Origin of the sequence: Flavobacterium sp. FlaQc-52 (assembly GCF_044007495.1) — a bacterium.
Taxonomy (GTDB): Bacteria; Bacteroidota; Bacteroidia; order Flavobacteriales; family Flavobacteriaceae; genus Flavobacterium; species Flavobacterium cupriresistens.
Map to the genome: position 1 here is coordinate 231,725 of NZ_JBIPCV010000006.1, position 16,595 is coordinate 248,319.

Sequence of the window (16,595 nt, forward strand, 5' to 3'; positions counted from 1 at the left end):
TGTAATGCCGTAAAGCAGTTGCTTAAAAATTAGTGTTCACTTTTTTAGAGCGATCTGCAATGTAGGAGATAAGCCAGGTTACCTGTCCTTCTTTCACAAAGTACACTTCTTTGGTCTCTAAACTTGGAATACTTTCCAGACAAGACAATAGTATGTTGTTTGCAGAGATAAGGTATTTCTGGTCATAGGTACTCAAAACTCTGGCTGCTTCTTTATTGGTTTTAGAAAGGCTATTAAGTTTGTTGAAATTATTCTTCACAATAGCATCGTAATTGATAACGTCTTCTAAGGTCAAAGGAATATAATGATCTTTAACGTTTTCATTATAATAAAGAGTTGCAAAAGCCCAGACAGCGCCACCCGATAAGTAGATTTTATCTTTTTTTAGTAAAAGAGGGTTAGCATCAAGCATTTCTTTTATCTTCTTACGCAGTACCGTGTTGTAATCAAACGACTTTTCTTGAAATGTCGAAAGATCATTAACCTGACTTTGATTTACAACCGTTTTTTGTACGGCATCAGTAAGAGTCATCGTACCGAAATCAAGTTCCAAAGGAATGAACTCTAATTTGTTGTCTTCAAGCTCATCAATGTATCCCCCTTTTGTGCTCTGAGCACCAATATCCAGTAATAGAGCACTAGAGTAATTAGCAGGAGGAATACCGCCTTTAACTAATACTTTAGCCTCTTCGCTAACATTCATTATATCTAAATTTTTATCGGTTAGCGTACTGATTTTATTTTTTAAGACGTCAACGTTGCGGGCAGAGGAGAAAACGGGAGCCGCTACGATAAAGATATGATCTTCGCGAATTTTAAATTCAGTTTTTATTTTCTGTAATTGGTCAACAATTATATTAATCGATTTGTTGATGTCGTCCTGAGTAAGCTCACCGTTTGCAGAAATATGATCGGCAAGACTAAGTCTGTTATTCGAAAAGTATAGAATATCGTATTCTGCTTTTTTGATATTATTCATCTCTAAAACGGAAACTTTGATCGCACGACGTCCGATTTCAATTCCGGCATAAATATTTTTTTGAGAAAATGTATTAATGGAAAATAATAAGCTAAAAAGAATGAAAAATAAAATTTGGGGTTTGTTTTTTGTAAACATTGGATTTAATTACGGTTTTAGTATAATTTTGAATAAAGTAGTTAGGGTAATTTGTTGTTGTGTTTGTTTGTAAATCATAGATATGTAGGTTATTGTTGTTTTAGAGGCTAATAATTTAGGACCGCAGCGGTATACTTTTCAAGAAGAATGGATTAGTTTTTAGAGTAGCCTTCAAAGTAAAAAAGGATATCATGGTTGCGAATGTGTAAATTATAAAATGAAAGATAATAGTTGGTTACCTGGCCTAAAACGGCGTAGTAAAAACTGTTAAATTTGAGTTTGCAAATTTATAAAAACCTTTACGAATACAAACTCAGTTATTAAAAAAATATAGGGTTTAATTACGGGTAGGGTGTTTCAAAGTTATGGATGGACATACGTAGGTTTGTAAAGTGTTGAATAAGAATAAGAAGCGAAATACTAAGTCAAAAATATCGTCTGATACTTTTTATTTTTAGGAAGTATTTTGGACTTACATGATCGGAGTTGCCGGTAAAGGTTTCCGCTACTTCAAAAGAATAAAATTAAGATAAGAATTGTGTTTAGTGCAAAAAAAAGCCTCAGTTTTCTCTGAAGCTTTGTCTTAGTAGTTAATTCTTTTTGGAATCACTATATCTTTTAAAAGAGTATTTTTCTTTCAGTAATTTTTCTAAATATTCGTTTTTATGCTTTTTAGATTGAACTAAACGCTCGTAAAGTCTTTTGTTTTCCTTGTAATCTACTACTAATACGTAAATAATTAAATCTAATAACTTTTAAAAACTGGTCAGATTTGTTTAATAAAAAACAATAGTATAAAGGATTGTTGAGTACTAGTTTCACATTCAGATTACTCTTGTTGTATGTTTTTTGTGTCTAAAAAAAGCAACAGTTTCTCGGTGTTTTTACCATTTTCTCCGAAGTCAATCATGTTGTTAAAATCTATTTTTAGAGAACTATTGTCATTAAAGTATATTTTCAGTCTATCGGCAATACGACCACTGTAAAACTTCCAGTTTTTAATATCTGATAGCTTAATCGTTTGATTTTCCATTGTAGAAAATAAGGGCTTTTTGTCCCATTGTATTATAATTATTTCTGCTTCATTTTGTAAATCAATGCGCAATGTGCCGGTAAATGCACGGAATAGTAAAATGGTAGACGTAATACTAAAAACAAGCAATGGAATAGTTAGAGTTTTAAAGCCTAAAAGGGTCAAAATAAATCCTTCAATAGGTAAGGAAATCATATAGGCGATCACAAAAGGGACAGTGTTTAAAGTTTTAATCTTCATAATTTAATTAGTATAGTTGATTAAGGTTTTTTAATTCATTTAATCTGTAGCAAAATAAAAAACAGACTAGATTCAAAATCTCTGTAAAAAAGAAGAAGAAGATTTCTAGTTTGTCAAAAGGATAAACGGAGAGCGTAACCTTTTAACTTTGCGGCTTTGCGAGATTTAGCTTCTCCACAACCTTTTGGACTTGATCCAAAAAGAATCAATTGATTTTTTCTAAAAACAGTGTATAACAAAAAAGCCCCAGATTTCTCTGAAGCTTTGTCTTTAGTAGCCCGTAGCGGAATCGAACCGCTCTTACATGGATGAAAACCATGCGTCCTAACCGATAGACGAACGGGCCTGCTTTGTTATTGCGAGTGCAAAAATGCAACTATTTTTGGAATACACAATGAGATTTTGAAAATTTATTTTTTTAGTTTTTCTGAAAACAGGGCATTGAAAAGTAAGAAATCGTAAAGTGATTGAGTTAAGTAATGTGTATTTATTTGATTAATAATCGTTTGTTTTTGTGTTAGGAAAAGAGGAAGACCGTTTTTTCCTTTCGTTATTAAAATAAATAATTTTCCATAAAATTTAAAATAGTTGTTTTTTAAGGAGTATTCTTACTGTATTTCGTTGCGATTTTTAATAAGTCTTCTTTTAATTCCAGTCTTTAGTTGTCGATTTCTTCTCAAGCCTTTGCTTTTAGAACAGAAAAAGAGCTATAAAAATTTAAAATTTCGATTCGAGCGATAGCGACGAGACAAAACAGTTTGAATTTTTTACGCTAAACAGTATGGGTCTGCAATCCAAACCATCAATTAAGTTGGAATTTAAAATAGTAGAATTTACAAATGACTATTTCTATTTGTACTTACTCAAATCCAGATTAAGAATAGTACCAACTCTACTAAACTCTTCATTAATCTTTGCATTCAAGATTAGTTGTTCCTCTTTTTTCGGATGAGTAAAAGTTAACTGATGTGCATGAAGCATCATTTCTTTCAGGTCATAATTCTCCAGCCATAATTTGTTTTGTTTGTTACAACCATGTGGACGGCTTCCTAAAATGGGATGAAAAATATGTTTGAAATGTTTTCGTAATTGATGCATACGTCCAGTTTCAGGAATCGCTTCTACCAAACAATATCGCGACGTTGGTTTATTGTTAAACTCTAACTCAACTTCAGCATTTTGCAAACGACGAAAGTATGTTATTGCATTTTGTTTAATGTCATCATCATTGGTTAGATCATAATCAATCGTTAGTTCTTCGGGTGACCAACCCCGTAAAATTGCTAAATATTTTTTTTCGACTTCGCGTGTAGCAAAACGATCATTCATAATTTTCAAGACCTCTTTATCCAAAGCAAATAACAAGACACCGGATGTTTTTCGGTCCAACCGATGAACAGGGTAAACATGTTGCCCTATCTGATTTCTCAATTCCTGAATAGCATAAACTTTTGCATCGCGCGCATAAAATGATTTGTGAACCAACAATCCACTTGGTTTATTGATTGCTATAATATATTCGTCTTGGTAAAGAATTTCTAACATTTGGCAAAAATAAAGGAGATTTCGATTAAAATCACTTATAAGACTTATTTATTTAGATTCTTTTATTTTAGTAGCGAGAATAAGACTCAAATCTATGTCAGAGACGTCGGATAAATAATCTTCTGATTTGTAAATTGTTTGATTATGTTATCCGTTAGTTGGAATTTGGATTTTATAGCTTTTTCTATTTTGATAGTTTCTGCTTTTGAATAGAAAAAAGGCTCATAAAAAGTTGGAATTTGGAATTTAAAAAATTGGAATTTCCCCCTACAAGTATTGCTGAAAACAAGAAATCCCTAGATTTCACCAAGACTTTATTTCAGTACCAGAATGCCTTCGAACAAAAACTTTAGAATTAAAAACTGAATTCGTATATTGTTCTGCTAAAATTAAATATACCAAACAGATACGCTTTAGAATAGCTGTCTTCAAATGTTTTTCCGTTCATTTTAATAGAAATAATCTAAATCATGAAAAATTCATTACTACTCTTCATTGCATTCTTAGCTTTTACATCGTGTTCAAAAAATCAAGGGAAAAAAAATATTGCGATCACCGGAATAGATTCCACATTGCGACCAGGTGATGATTTTTTTAAATATGTAAATGGCAAATGGTATGATTCTGTGCCAATACCTGCATCTCAAGCCGGAGTTGGTGTTTATATGTTTATGAATTACCCGCAACGAATGCGCCTGCAAGGAATATTGGACAGTATTTCGCAAAGCAAGAATCCAACAGGAAGTATAGCACAAAAGGTAGGAGACTTTTATGCATCAGGTATGGATACTGCAACCATTGACAAACGCGGTTATACACCTATCAAACCCCTACTTTCCAAAATTGAAGCAATTAGCGATGTATCGTCCTTAATGAACTTTGTGGTTAATGAAGTAAAAGTGGACAATTCTTCTATTATAGGTTTTGGAGTGTCACCCGATGATAAAAACAGCAGTATGAATATTGCCCAAGTCTATCAAACAGGTATCGGTTTGCCTGACAAGGACTATTATTTCAAATCAGATTCATCAACTGTTGCCATACAGAAATCGTACAAAAAATACCTTGCCGCGTTATTTCAGCAAACAGGCAGCAATGCCAAAGAGGCTATAAAGAATGCTAATTTGGTTTACGATATTGACAAACAACTGGCCGTTTCGCATAAAACAAAAGTTGAACTAAGGGACGTGCAAGCAAATTATAATAAAATGGCTGTGACAGATCTTGTAAAAAGACATCCCAATATAGGCTGGACTACTTTTTTAAATAATTTAGGCGCAAAAACTGATTCCATTAATGTATGCCAACCTGCCTATTACGATGCTCTTAATAAACTCTTAAAAACCATTCCCATTGCGAATTGGAAAATTTACTTGAAAGCAAATTCTCTGGAAAGATATGCAGATGATTTAAGTAAGCCTTTTGTAGATGCCTCATTTGAGTATACCAAAGTGCTTTCCGGTCAAGCTGTTCAAAAATCACGTGGCGAAATAATGGCGAATGTCCTTGATAATTACTTAGGCGAAGCGTTGGGCGAATTGTATGTAAAGAAATATTTTTCAGAAGATGCCAAAAAGCGTATGTTGATACTGGTGAATAACCTGCAAAAAGCGTATGCCAAAAGAATTGATAAATTGGAATGGATGAGTCAAAGTACGAAACAAAAAGCCAAAGAAAAATTGGCTGCCATGACTAAGAAAATAGGATATCCGGATAAATGGAAAGATTATAGCAATGTACAAATAGCGAGGAATACCTATTTTGAGAATATAGTTTCGGCCGCTACAGTTGCCTATCAATTTCAATTGGCAAAATTGGGCAAGCCAGTCGATAAATCAGAATGGTATACTACAGTTCCAACAGTTACGGCCTATAATAACCCTACTGCAAATGAAATTGTTTTTCCTGCAGGTATTTTACAACCCCCGTATTTTGATAATAATGCAGACGATGCACTTAACTATGGAGGTATCGGAATGGTTATAGGTCACGAAATAACCCATACTTTTGATGATCAAGGTGCCCAATATGACAAGGATGGAAACTTAAAAAACTGGTGGACAAAAGAGGATTATGCAAAGTTTAAATCAAGAATACAACAGGTTATCAATTTGTACAGCACCTATACCGTTTTAGGTGATCTACATATTAATGGCGAAATGACAGTTGGCGAAAATACGGCAGATATTGCCGGAATAGCAGTTGCCTATGATGCTTTTAAAATGACTGAAGAAGGAAAAGGAAATACAAAAATTGACGGTTTTACTCCAGACCAACGCTTCTTTATTTCTATAGCCAAAATATGGAGAGTAAAAATGAAAGACGAGTTCCTGCGTTTGTGGATTAATAATAACCCACATTCTCCACCAAATTGGCGTGTTAATGGTCCTCTAATGAATACGACACCTTTTTACGACGCCTTTAATGTACAACCAAAAGATAAAATGTTTTTGCCAAAGAAAGAGAGAATAACAATTTGGTAATACCCTTGTTCTGTGGAGTGTTTCCATGAAAACTTGCGCAAATGTCTCTGTGGACTTTGCGCAAGTTTTTTGTTTTTTAGAAATTGTGTTTCCACTTTTGAATAGGAAAATAGCTCATAAAAAGTTGGAATTTGGAATTTAAAAAATTGGAATTTTCCCCTATAAGTATTGCTAAAAACAAGAAATCCCTAGATTTCACCAAGACTTTATTTCAGTACCAGAAAGCCTTCCAACAAAAACTTTAAAATTAAAAACTGAATTCGTATATTGTTCTGCTAAAATTATATATATCAAACAGATACGCTTTAGAATAGCTGTCTTCAAATGTTTTTCCGTTCATTTTAATAGAAATAATCTAAATCATGAAAAATTCATTACTACTCTTCATTGCATTCTTAGCTTTTTCATCGTGTTCAAAACATCAAGGGGAAAAAAATGTTGTGATCACCGGAATAGATTCCACACTGCGACCAGGTGATGATTTTTTTAAATATGTAAATGGCAAATGGTATGATTCTGTGCCAATACCTGCATCTCAAGCCGGAGTTGGTGCTGGTATGTTTATGAATTACCCACAACGAATGCGCTTGCAAGGAATATTGGACAGTATTTCGCAAAGCAAGAATTCGGCAGGAAGTATAGCACAAAAGGTAGGAGACTTTTATGCATCAGGTATGGATACTGTAACCATTGATAAACGCGGTTATACACCTATCAAACCTCTATTAGCCAAAATTGAAGCAATTAGCGATGTGCCGTCCTTAATGAACTTTGTGGTTAATGAAGTAAAAGTGGACAATTCTTCTATTATAGGTTTCGGAGTGTTACCCGATGATAAAAACAGCAGTATGAACATTGCCCAAGTCTACCAAACGGGTATCGGTTTGCCTGACAAGGACTATTATTTCAAATCAGATTCATCAACTGTTGCCATACAGAAATCGTACAAAAAATACCTTGCCGCATTATTTCAACAAACAGGCAGCAATGCCAAAGAGGCTATAAAGAATGCTAATGTGGTTTACGATATTGACAAACAACTGGCTGTTTCACATAAAACAAAAGTTGAACTTCGGGACGTGCAGGCAAATTATAATAAAATGGCTGTGACAGATCTTGTAAAAAGACATCCCAACATAGGCTGGAATACTTTTTTAAATAATTTAGGTGCCAAAACCGATTCTATTAATGTATGCCAACCTGCCTATTACGATGCCCTTAATAAACTCTTAAAAACCATTCCCATTACGAATTGGAAAATTTACTTGAAAGCAAATTCTCTGGAAAGATATGCAGACGATTTAAGTAAGCCTTTTGTAGATGCCTCATTTGAATATACCAAAGTGCTTTCCGGTCAAGCTGTTCAAAAATCACGTGGCGAAATAATGGCGAATGTCCTTGATAATTACTTAGGCGACGCGTTGGGCGAATTGTATGTAAAGAAATATTTTTCAGAAGATGCGAAAAAGCGTATGCTGATACTGGTGAATAATCTGCAAAAAGCGTATGCCAAAAGAATTGATAAATTGGAATGGATGAGTCAAAGTACAAAACAAAAAGCCAAAGAAAAATTGGCAGCTATGACTAAGAAAATAGGATATCCGGACAAATGGAAAGATTATAGCAATGTACAAATAGCGAGGAATACCTATTTTGAGAATGTAGTTTCGGCTGCTACAGTTGCCTATCAATTTCAATTGGCAAAATTGGGCAAACCAGTCGGTAAATCAGAATGGTATACTACAGTTCCAACAGTTGCGGCTTATAATAACCCAACTGCAAATGAAATTGTTTTTCCTGCAGGTATTTTACAACCCCCGTATTTTGATAATAATGCAGACGATGCGCTTAACTATGGAGGTATTGGAATGGTTATAGGCCACGAAATGACCCATACTTTTGATGATCAAGGTGCCCAATATGACAAGGATGGAAACTTAAAAAACTGGTGGACAAAAGAGGACTATGCAAAGTTTAAGTCAAGAATGCAACAGGTTATCAATTTGTACAGTACCTATACCGTTTTAGGCAATCTACACGTTAATGGCGAAATGACAGTTGGCGAAAATACGGCGGATATTGCCGGAATAGCAGTTGCTTATGATGCTTTTAAAATGACTGAAGAAGGAAAAGGAAATACAAAAATTGACGGTTTTACTCCAGACCAACGCTTCTTTATTTCTATAGCCAAAATATGGAGAGTAAAAATGAAAGACGAGTTCCTGCGTTTGTTGATTAACAATAACCCACATTCTCCACCAAATTGGCGTGTTAATGGTCCTCTAATGAATACGACACCTTTTTACGACGCCTTTAATGTACAACCAAAAGATAAAATGTTTTTGCCGAAGAAAGACAGAATAACAATTTGGTAATACACTAGCTCTGTGGAGTATTCCCGTGAAAAGCTACGCAAAGGTCCCTGTGAACTTTGCGTAGCTTTTTGGCTTATTAGAAATTATGTTTCAACTTTTGAATAGGAAAATAGCTCACAAAAAGTTGGAATTTGGAATTTAAAAATATTGGAATTTACCCTCTGAGTATGACTAAAAACAAAAAGCCTCAGATTTCTCCGAAGCTTTTGGCTAGTGCCAGGAGGTATTCAAATATCTATGCAGCTTATTGGAGACTTTTACTAAATTGTTCTTAGTTTATGGGGATGAAGTTGGGAGACTTCGCACAACAGGGTTTCGTAGATTTCATAAAAGTGTATAGTTTAACCAAATTTATCCAGTATTGTCCTTTCGACGAAGGAGAAATCTTCGCAAGAAACTCCACAATATAAGGTAATTATGGATTTCCATAATAAAGCTATGAATTTATTAATGTTATTTGCTTTTAGTACTCTTCTTGGTTGAAGAGTTTATTGTTTAATTTAAAAAAAAAATATTTATTATGGAAAAAATTGAAGCTATTAAGCCAGGGCCAAAGCCAAAAACTCCAGATGGAACACCTGATGAAAGAAGGCGAGTTACACCTCCAAATCAGCCAAAACATCCAGATTTAAAACCTCATATCCACAAGCCAAAAGATTAGAGGTTTCAGTTTTTTGAGTTTAAAGAAAAGACAGCTTTATAACTGTCTTTTTTCTGTGTTATGATGATAAATAAGATTTGTATTCAGTTTATTTTAATTTAATTGCATAAAGAGAGTAATGTATAAATTTGTTTTAAAGTCAGAGACTTTATAGAGGTTTGTGATTTTAAGACTTTTTAAAAAGCGCAAAGTCGAAGACATTTGCCAGCGATTCAAGGGTACACTTTGCGGAGCGAGGTTATTTTGTTTTGAAAAATAAGAATAAAAAAAGCCTCAGATTTCTCTGAAGCTTTTGTCTTAGTAGCTTTAACGGGACAATTTCCGAGCCATTTTCAAGATGATTTGAAAAGAATTAATAGCATATGACATCAATTTTTCTAATTTGAATCCTAGCTTTTAACTTAGAAAACTGTCTTATCAAGTGCTTTTTTTTCTTACGGGATTTATTGTAAGTTTGAATGAAAAATAAAATATATGCTAGATAAAATTTCTTCTCTTTTTGACAACTATAGTACGAAAATTAAAAATCCATTTATAGGCACAATTATTAGTGTCTGGTTAGTTCATAATTGGCGAATCCCTTTTGCATTATTTAATTTCGACAAGGAATGTACAATGCAGGATAAAATAAATTTTATAGCTGATTATTTTGGAAAACAAAATTTTTGGTGGGAACTATGCAATATTGCTTTAATTTCTTTTTTAATTTTGCTTATTTCTTACTTTTTAATGACAATTTCAAGGGCAATAACAGATTTTTTTTACAAGATTGCAGAACCTTTTGTGATTACGAGAATTGATAAAAATGCCATTTATACTAAGGATGAGAAAACTAAATTGGAAAAAAGAATTTCAATTTTAAACAATAAAGTTTCAACTCGAGACGAGGAAATTGTGAAATTAGAGGAGTCTTCTGCAAGAATATCACTGGATCGCACAGTAAGCGAGAAAAATTTAAATGATGAAATTGATTCTAGTAAAACCATAATATTAGAGTTAGAAAAGAAAGTCAAAGCGTTTCAAATCATACTAGAGCCTTTTCTAGAAACAAAAGATGAATTTGATGAAATTAATTCTAAACTTACTGATCCTTCTGTAAAAGTTTTGAAAAACTTATCTAAAGATTATTTATTCAGATTAAAAAACACTTCTGACAGTTTTCTTTTAGTAAGTAAAGGTTTGATTTATGACCCTTTAGGAATCGCTAAAGTAACTGAAAACGCTTATAATACTGATGAGTTTTTAAGAGCAGAATTTCAGTTAACAAGCTTGGGAAGGTTATTTGTTAAATATCACAATACTAGCGATGACTTGCCATTATAAATTAATGATATATTACATTATTTAATGTTCGTGTATCTTGAAAATTAAAAGATTGGTATAGTGTTTACTTGAAGGTAATTAGTGATACAATATGAAAAATTGTTTTAAAGTCCGCTCCTCGAAGTGTTCTCATTAACTATAACGCTGGCGAATGTCTATGACTTCGCACCCGTAACAGTATGTAATAAAGTTTTCGCAAAAGTAATATGAACAAAAAAAGCCTCAGATTTCTCTGAAGCTTTACCTAGTAGCGGGAAGCATTCAAATATCTAACCAGTTTTTCAAGATTACTATAATGTATTTTACATATATCTTAGCTTTTTTGATAATTGCGATGAAAAAACAATAATACTTATCGCATATATCTAATCCAATTTGGATAGCTTTGCGTGGCTTGTTACATGTAAATAAGTTGTGTGTTATTTTGACTCAAAAACTACTAAAATGAAAAAACTCATTTTGTTTATATTTTTATGCTCGTTTCAAATTAATGGGCAGAATGTAGATTTGGAAAAAACTATAAATTTAATAATCACAGAAATTACACCAAGTAATTTTAAATATATAAACCTTGCAGACGAAAACTTAATTGTAAAAGAATTTGATTATAGTATTCAGAATTATGAAAAAAGAGAAATATTTATTAAAGATTCACTTTTTCCAATTGAATTAATAACGACACCAAAAGAAGAAGAAAAAAGTATAAATTGGAAAACTTTCAAATTGAATAATTGTAAAATATATTCTAAAAACGATTGCATTAATTTGGTTAGAAAGTCGGGCTATTTAATTGAAGTAAAAAACAAATCAGAATATGATAGCATCATAAATTTAAACATTCCAAATACAATTGTCGTAATAATAAACCCTAAATGGGGGAAACAAAAAACCACATTGGAAATAAGAAAAGCTACTGAAAAAATAGAAAATGTAGAAAAAAACATTCAAGATCAATCTTATTTCAGTTTTTCAATTCCTGTTTTTTCTGAAAATAAAAAATACTTCAGAATTGCAATTTATAAAGGCAAGGAAAATAATGGAGAAGGTAGCTCAAAGATATTTAAAATTGAAAATGAAACTTTGACAGAAGTATTTGAATACAATGGATGGAAAACGGAAGTTTATAGTGTAAATTAAAAATAACGCATAGCAGTTATTACAAAGGATTTGGTTATTAAGCTTAATGTAAAGTTGGTTTTGTATTTAGTATGATTCAGTGAACCCGATCCCGTAGATCTGTCATCACAATCGTTAGCGCAGATTTGGGTTCGCAAAAAGTTGGAATTTGGAATTTAAAAATATTGGAATTTCCCCCACAAGTACTACCAAAAACAAAAAAGCCTTAGATTTCTATGAAGCTTTGTCTTAGTAGCGGAGAAGCATTCAAATATCTAACCAGATTATATTGGATTATTACAATATTTTAGCATGTGCATCTTAATTTTTTCTATGCTTTTTGTTTGTATAGCCACTCCTATAAGTGCTAAAAAGCATCAATACAATTTAATATCCTTTTGATAGTTTGTAGTGGGAATATTATATATTTGAAAATAAATAAGATATGAAATTTATCACACATATAAATACGTTGGTGGCAATTTTGCGAGACTTCTAACCTACATTAATTAACAAGAAATAAAAAATGAAATTAACAATTACAATCGGACTTCTTTTAATTGGACATCTTACATTTGGACAAGACAGAATTCAAAAAATTGACAGTTTACTCAATTCCCTTTATTCAAAAGAGAAAATCAATGGAAATGTTCTAATTGCAGAAAAAGGGAAAGTTATATATAGCCATAGTTTTGGACTTGCAAACGAAACAACAAAAGATAAATTGAACGAAAATTCGATTTTTGAATTGGCATCTTGTTCAAAGCAGTTCACAGCTATGGGGATAATGATACTTAAAGAAAAAGGGAAGTTGAATTTGGACGATGACATCAAAAAATACTTACCCGAACTTTCTTTTTATAAAGGTATAACTGTAAGAAACTTATTAAATCATACTGGAGGTCTACCAGACTATATGCAGCTTATGGATAGTTTATTTGACAAATCTAAAATTGCTACTAACAAAGACATAATTACTATATTTAGTAAACAGCAGCCAAAAATATTATTTGAGCCAAATACTAAATGGGAATATAGCAACACGGGCTATGCACTATTGGCATCAATAATTGAGAAAGTATCGGGTTTGACATACGCTGACTATCTAAAGAAAGCTATTTTCCAACCGTTGAAAATGAAAAATACCTTTGTGTACACTCGTAGATTATCGCCAAAGAAAATTGACAATTATGCTTTTGGTTATGTTTACTCAGATAGTTTGAAAAAATATGTTTTACCAGACGAATTGAAAGAAACTAATATGGTTATTTGGCTTGATGGTATTGTTGGAGACGGAACAGTTAATTCAACTGTAAAGGATCTGCTGATTTGGGATAGAGCATTATACACCAATAAATTACTCACAAAAGAGGGAATGAAAGCAGTTTTTGAAGTAACAACTTTAAAAGACGGAGCTAAAAGAAATTATGGTTTTGGTTGGGGAATTGAAGAAAATGCTGATTTTGGAAAAATTGCAAACCATAATGGTGGTTGGCCCGGTTATGTAACTTTTATCGATAGACATATTACAAATGATAAAACAATAATAATACTTCAAAATCACAACAACGTTACAATTCCTTCAAAAGCAATTAGAAGTATTCTATATAATAAACCATTACCTGTGCAAAAAATCAGAAAAGAAGTTATTATTACAACTGAAGAACTTCAAAAGTTTGTTGGGACTTATCAAGTTGAAAAAGATTTTGAAATCAAAATTTCATTAGATAAAGACCAACTATTTTCACAATTGACAGGACAAAATGTGTTCCCGATATTTGTAGAAAGTGAAATGTTATTTTTCTATAAAGTAGTAGATGCACAAATTCAGTTTGAAAAGAACGAAAAAGGAGAAATTTCAAATTTGTTTTTATTACAGAATGGAAATAAGATAGAAGCAAAACGGACGAAATAAAAACTGCCACCAATACACCCCACTAGCGCTAGCGTCTCGCTCGTGAACACAACGAATAAAAGTTTTGAAAACAAAAAAGCTTCAGATTTCTCTGAAGCTTTTTACGTATAATTATTTGTTGAGCAGTTTTTCAAGTCTCTGCATCATCTCATCTTTTTCTTTCAGCATACGTTCGTATAACGCAATTTTTTCTTCGTGAAGTTTTAAAACTTCTTTTATAGGGCTAAATGTAGGCTGAATATTAATTGCCGAAGCTCCATCTTTAAAATCTGAAAATGTATTAGAAATAATATTTATCGCTTGCTCTTCATCAAAATTTTGAAAAGCTTCAACTGGAATTTTTAATACTGCAGAGATTTGTTTAAGCAGATTATCTTCAATAACATCTTTCTGCTCCAGTAAAGAAATTTTCTTCTGGTTCCAGTCTTCTCCCAGATCATAAGCTAATGCTTCCTGTTTTATGTTAAGCATTTCTCTAAAACGTTTTACGTTTCTTCCCTGATGTATTTTCTGTTCCATAAACGAATTTGATTTTCCAAAGGCTCAAAGATAAAGCTATTCGGATTAAAAAGACTGAATTTCAAAGATAAAAAAATATCCTGTAAATATTATTTTTGTCAGATATTATATCCGAATCTGGAATGGTTTTGTGTTGATCCATAGTTCATTTATTAGAACAGATTTGGGATCTGTGGTATCAAGACATATTATTGTGGAGGAACAAATATCTTGTAGTTCTGTAATTTCGAATCAAGTTCAAAAGTTGTGAAATAATTTTTAGAAATTTCTTTTGTTGGAAGTAGCAGATCATATACTTTTTCGCCAGAGCTTTTTAAGTGCCTAATTTTCCAACTTCTCGCTTTGACGATCTCGCAAAGACGCCAAGCCGCTAAGTTTTTTTCCTATTTTTAAGTTCCACCTTTCTACTTTCTCGGTTTGGATTTCTAAAAATATTATAGAGTCTCAAAGTTTTTTCTGTTTTTTCATTAAAACTTTGCGATTTTGCGACTCTGTGAGATTTTTACTTCCCCACAACTTTCGGACTTGATCCTAGAAAAGGGTTCGCAAAAAAGTTGGAATTTGGAATTTAAAAATATTGGAATTTTCCCTATGAGTATGGCAAAAACAAAAAAGCCTCAGATTTCTCTGAAGCTTTACCTAGTAGCGGGAACAGGACTCGAACCTGTGTTCGCCACGGCGGATATGAGCCCACTAGATTATAATTTAAAAATTAGACTTTTAGTAAATTCTTTTCCAGTTGTAGATTTTAAATAGTTTTCTATTTTGATAGTTTCTGTTATTGAATAGAAAAGGGTTCGTAAAAAGTTGGAATTTGGAATTTAAAAATATTGGAATTTCCCCTATGAGTATGGCAAAAACAAAAAAGCCTCAGATTTCTCTGAAGCTTTGTCTTAGTAGCGGGAACAGGACTCGAACCTGTGACCTTCGGGTTATGAGCCCGACGAGCTGCCTACTGCTCTATCCCGCGTTGTTTCGGGTGCAAAGATACGCCCATTTTTGAGAAATCCAACGAAAACTTAAAAAAATGTTTTATTTTCTGTATTGAGTTGATATGACTACCTTTGCACCCAAGACCTTTGGGTCGAACCGTACGGAATAAAATTAAATAATACACAAATGTCACATAAAGCAGGTTTTGTAAACATCATCGGGAATCCAAACGTTGGAAAATCAACATTGATGAATGCCTTTGTTGGAGAAAGATTATCGATCATTACATCAAAAGCACAAACAACACGCCATCGTATTCTTGGAATCGTAAATGGGGAGGATTTTCAACTTATATTATCGGATACTCCAGGGATCATCAAGCCGGCTTATGAAATGCAGGAATCGATGATGAACTTCGTGAAGTCAGCTTTTGAAGATGCAGACATTCTGGTTTATATGGTCGAAATAGGGGAGCAGGACTTAAAAGACGAAGCTTTCTTTAATAAAATCATTCACGCTAAAATTCCGGTTTTATTATTGTTGAATAAAATTGACAATTCAAATCAGGAACAATTAGAAGAGCAAGTAGCATTTTGGACAGCAAAAGTGCCAAACGCGGAGATTTTCCCAATTTCGGCATTGCAGAATTTCAATGTGCCGGAAGTTTTCTCGAGAATTATTGCGTTGCTTCCGGAATCACCTGCTTATTATCCAAAAGATCAATTGACAGACAAACCGGAACGTTTCTTTGTAAACGAAACAATTCGTGAGAAAATCTTATTGAATTACAGTAAAGAGATTCCATACGCAGTTGAAATTGTGACAGAAGAATTTTTTGAAGATGAAAAAATCATCAGAATTCGTTCGGTAATTATGGTGGAGCGCGAAACACAAAAAGGAATTATCATTGGACATAAAGGAGCAGCTCTTAAAAAAGTAGGTATGGATTCCCGTATCGATTTAGAGAAATTCTTCGGAAAACAAATTCACATTGAACTTTATGTTAAAGTGAATAAAAACTGGAGAAGCAACGCGAATATGTTGAAACGATTTGGATATAATCAGTAAGGAGTTTTTTTAGTTTCAGGTTTCAGGTTTCAAGTTTCAGGTTTGAGGTTGTGAAATGTGAAACTAGAATTTCTTATATTTTGGACTAGCCCTGATAGTAGTGGAAATCCTTTTGTGAGCTTCTTTAGCGAACAAAAGATTGAAACGGATAGCAGGAATCAGCTCCTTAGAGAATAAATTATTTTGTTTTTTTAGTTTCAAGTTTCAGGTTTCACGTTTTGGAACGTTAACTTGAAACCTGAAACTTGAAACCTGAAACTAAAAAAA

The 16,595-nt window shown here is 32.7% G+C and carries 11 protein-coding genes and 2 tRNA genes; 7 read left to right on the forward strand and 6 right to left on the reverse strand.

Features of this window, described 5'->3' with window-relative positions; all coding sequences use genetic code 11:
• Positions 1-22: 22 nt before the first annotated feature.
• The 4 genes from ACHRV5_RS13120 to ACHRV5_RS13135 form a co-directional block, all read right to left on the reverse strand.
• On the reverse strand, positions 23-1,117 hold the full coding sequence (locus tag ACHRV5_RS13120; RefSeq protein WP_230004693.1) for an exopolyphosphatase: 1,095 nt from the start codon (positions 1,115-1,117) through the stop codon (positions 23-25).
• Positions 1,118-1,946: 829 nt separating this feature from the next.
• Entirely contained in the window at positions 1,947-2,390 is a 444-nt protein-coding gene (locus ACHRV5_RS13125) for a hypothetical protein (RefSeq protein WP_395427048.1), read from the reverse strand.
• Between the two features lie 274 nt (positions 2,391-2,664).
• A tRNA-Glu gene (locus ACHRV5_RS13130) sits at positions 2,665-2,736 on the reverse strand.
• A gap of 503 nt (positions 2,737-3,239) precedes the next feature.
• On the reverse strand, positions 3,240-3,935 hold the full coding sequence (locus ACHRV5_RS13135) for a pseudouridine synthase (RefSeq protein ID WP_047779321.1): 696 nt from the start codon (positions 3,933-3,935) through the stop codon (positions 3,240-3,242).
• Between the two features lie 470 nt (positions 3,936-4,405).
• Between ACHRV5_RS13135 and ACHRV5_RS13140 the strand changes: the two genes are divergently transcribed.
• From ACHRV5_RS13140 to ACHRV5_RS13165, 6 genes are all read left to right on the forward strand, one after another.
• Positions 4,406-6,418: a M13 family metallopeptidase gene (locus ACHRV5_RS13140; RefSeq protein ID WP_395427049.1), complete on the forward strand. Its 2,013-nt coding sequence runs from the start codon at positions 4,406-4,408 to the stop codon at positions 6,416-6,418.
• Between the two features lie 362 nt (positions 6,419-6,780).
• Positions 6,781-8,793, forward strand: coding sequence for a M13 family metallopeptidase (locus tag ACHRV5_RS13145; RefSeq protein ID WP_395427050.1), 2,013 nt, complete (start codon positions 6,781-6,783; stop codon positions 8,791-8,793).
• Positions 8,794-9,313: 520 nt separating this feature from the next.
• Positions 9,314-9,454: a hypothetical protein gene (locus ACHRV5_RS13150; protein ID WP_395427051.1), complete on the forward strand. Its 141-nt coding sequence runs from the start codon at positions 9,314-9,316 to the stop codon at positions 9,452-9,454.
• Positions 9,455-9,928: 474 nt separating this feature from the next.
• Positions 9,929-10,777, forward strand: coding sequence for a hypothetical protein (locus tag ACHRV5_RS13155; protein WP_395427052.1), 849 nt, complete (start codon positions 9,929-9,931; stop codon positions 10,775-10,777).
• Positions 10,778-11,221: 444 nt separating this feature from the next.
• Positions 11,222-11,914: a hypothetical protein gene (locus tag ACHRV5_RS13160; RefSeq protein WP_395427053.1), complete on the forward strand. Its 693-nt coding sequence runs from the start codon at positions 11,222-11,224 to the stop codon at positions 11,912-11,914.
• A gap of 505 nt (positions 11,915-12,419) precedes the next feature.
• Complete coding sequence (locus ACHRV5_RS13165; protein ID WP_395427054.1) at positions 12,420-13,808, forward strand: serine hydrolase; 1,389 nt, start codon at positions 12,420-12,422, stop codon at positions 13,806-13,808.
• 111 nt (positions 13,809-13,919) lie between these two features.
• Here the strand turns inward: ACHRV5_RS13165 and ACHRV5_RS13170 are convergent, their stop codons facing one another.
• Together ACHRV5_RS13170 and ACHRV5_RS13175 are read right to left on the reverse strand one after the other, a co-directional pair.
• On the reverse strand, positions 13,920-14,327 hold the full coding sequence (locus tag ACHRV5_RS13170; protein WP_230004700.1) for an XRE family transcriptional regulator: 408 nt from the start codon (positions 14,325-14,327) through the stop codon (positions 13,920-13,922).
• An 897-nt stretch (positions 14,328-15,224) separates the two neighbouring features.
• A tRNA-Met gene (locus tag ACHRV5_RS13175) sits at positions 15,225-15,297 on the reverse strand.
• A gap of 149 nt (positions 15,298-15,446) precedes the next feature.
• On the opposite strand from ACHRV5_RS13175, the gene era reads away from it, so the two are divergent.
• Positions 15,447-16,328 (forward strand): GTPase Era, encoded by an 882-nt coding sequence (gene era / locus ACHRV5_RS13180; protein ID WP_395427055.1) that lies wholly within the window; start codon positions 15,447-15,449, stop codon positions 16,326-16,328.
• Positions 16,329-16,595 lie beyond the last annotated feature (267 nt).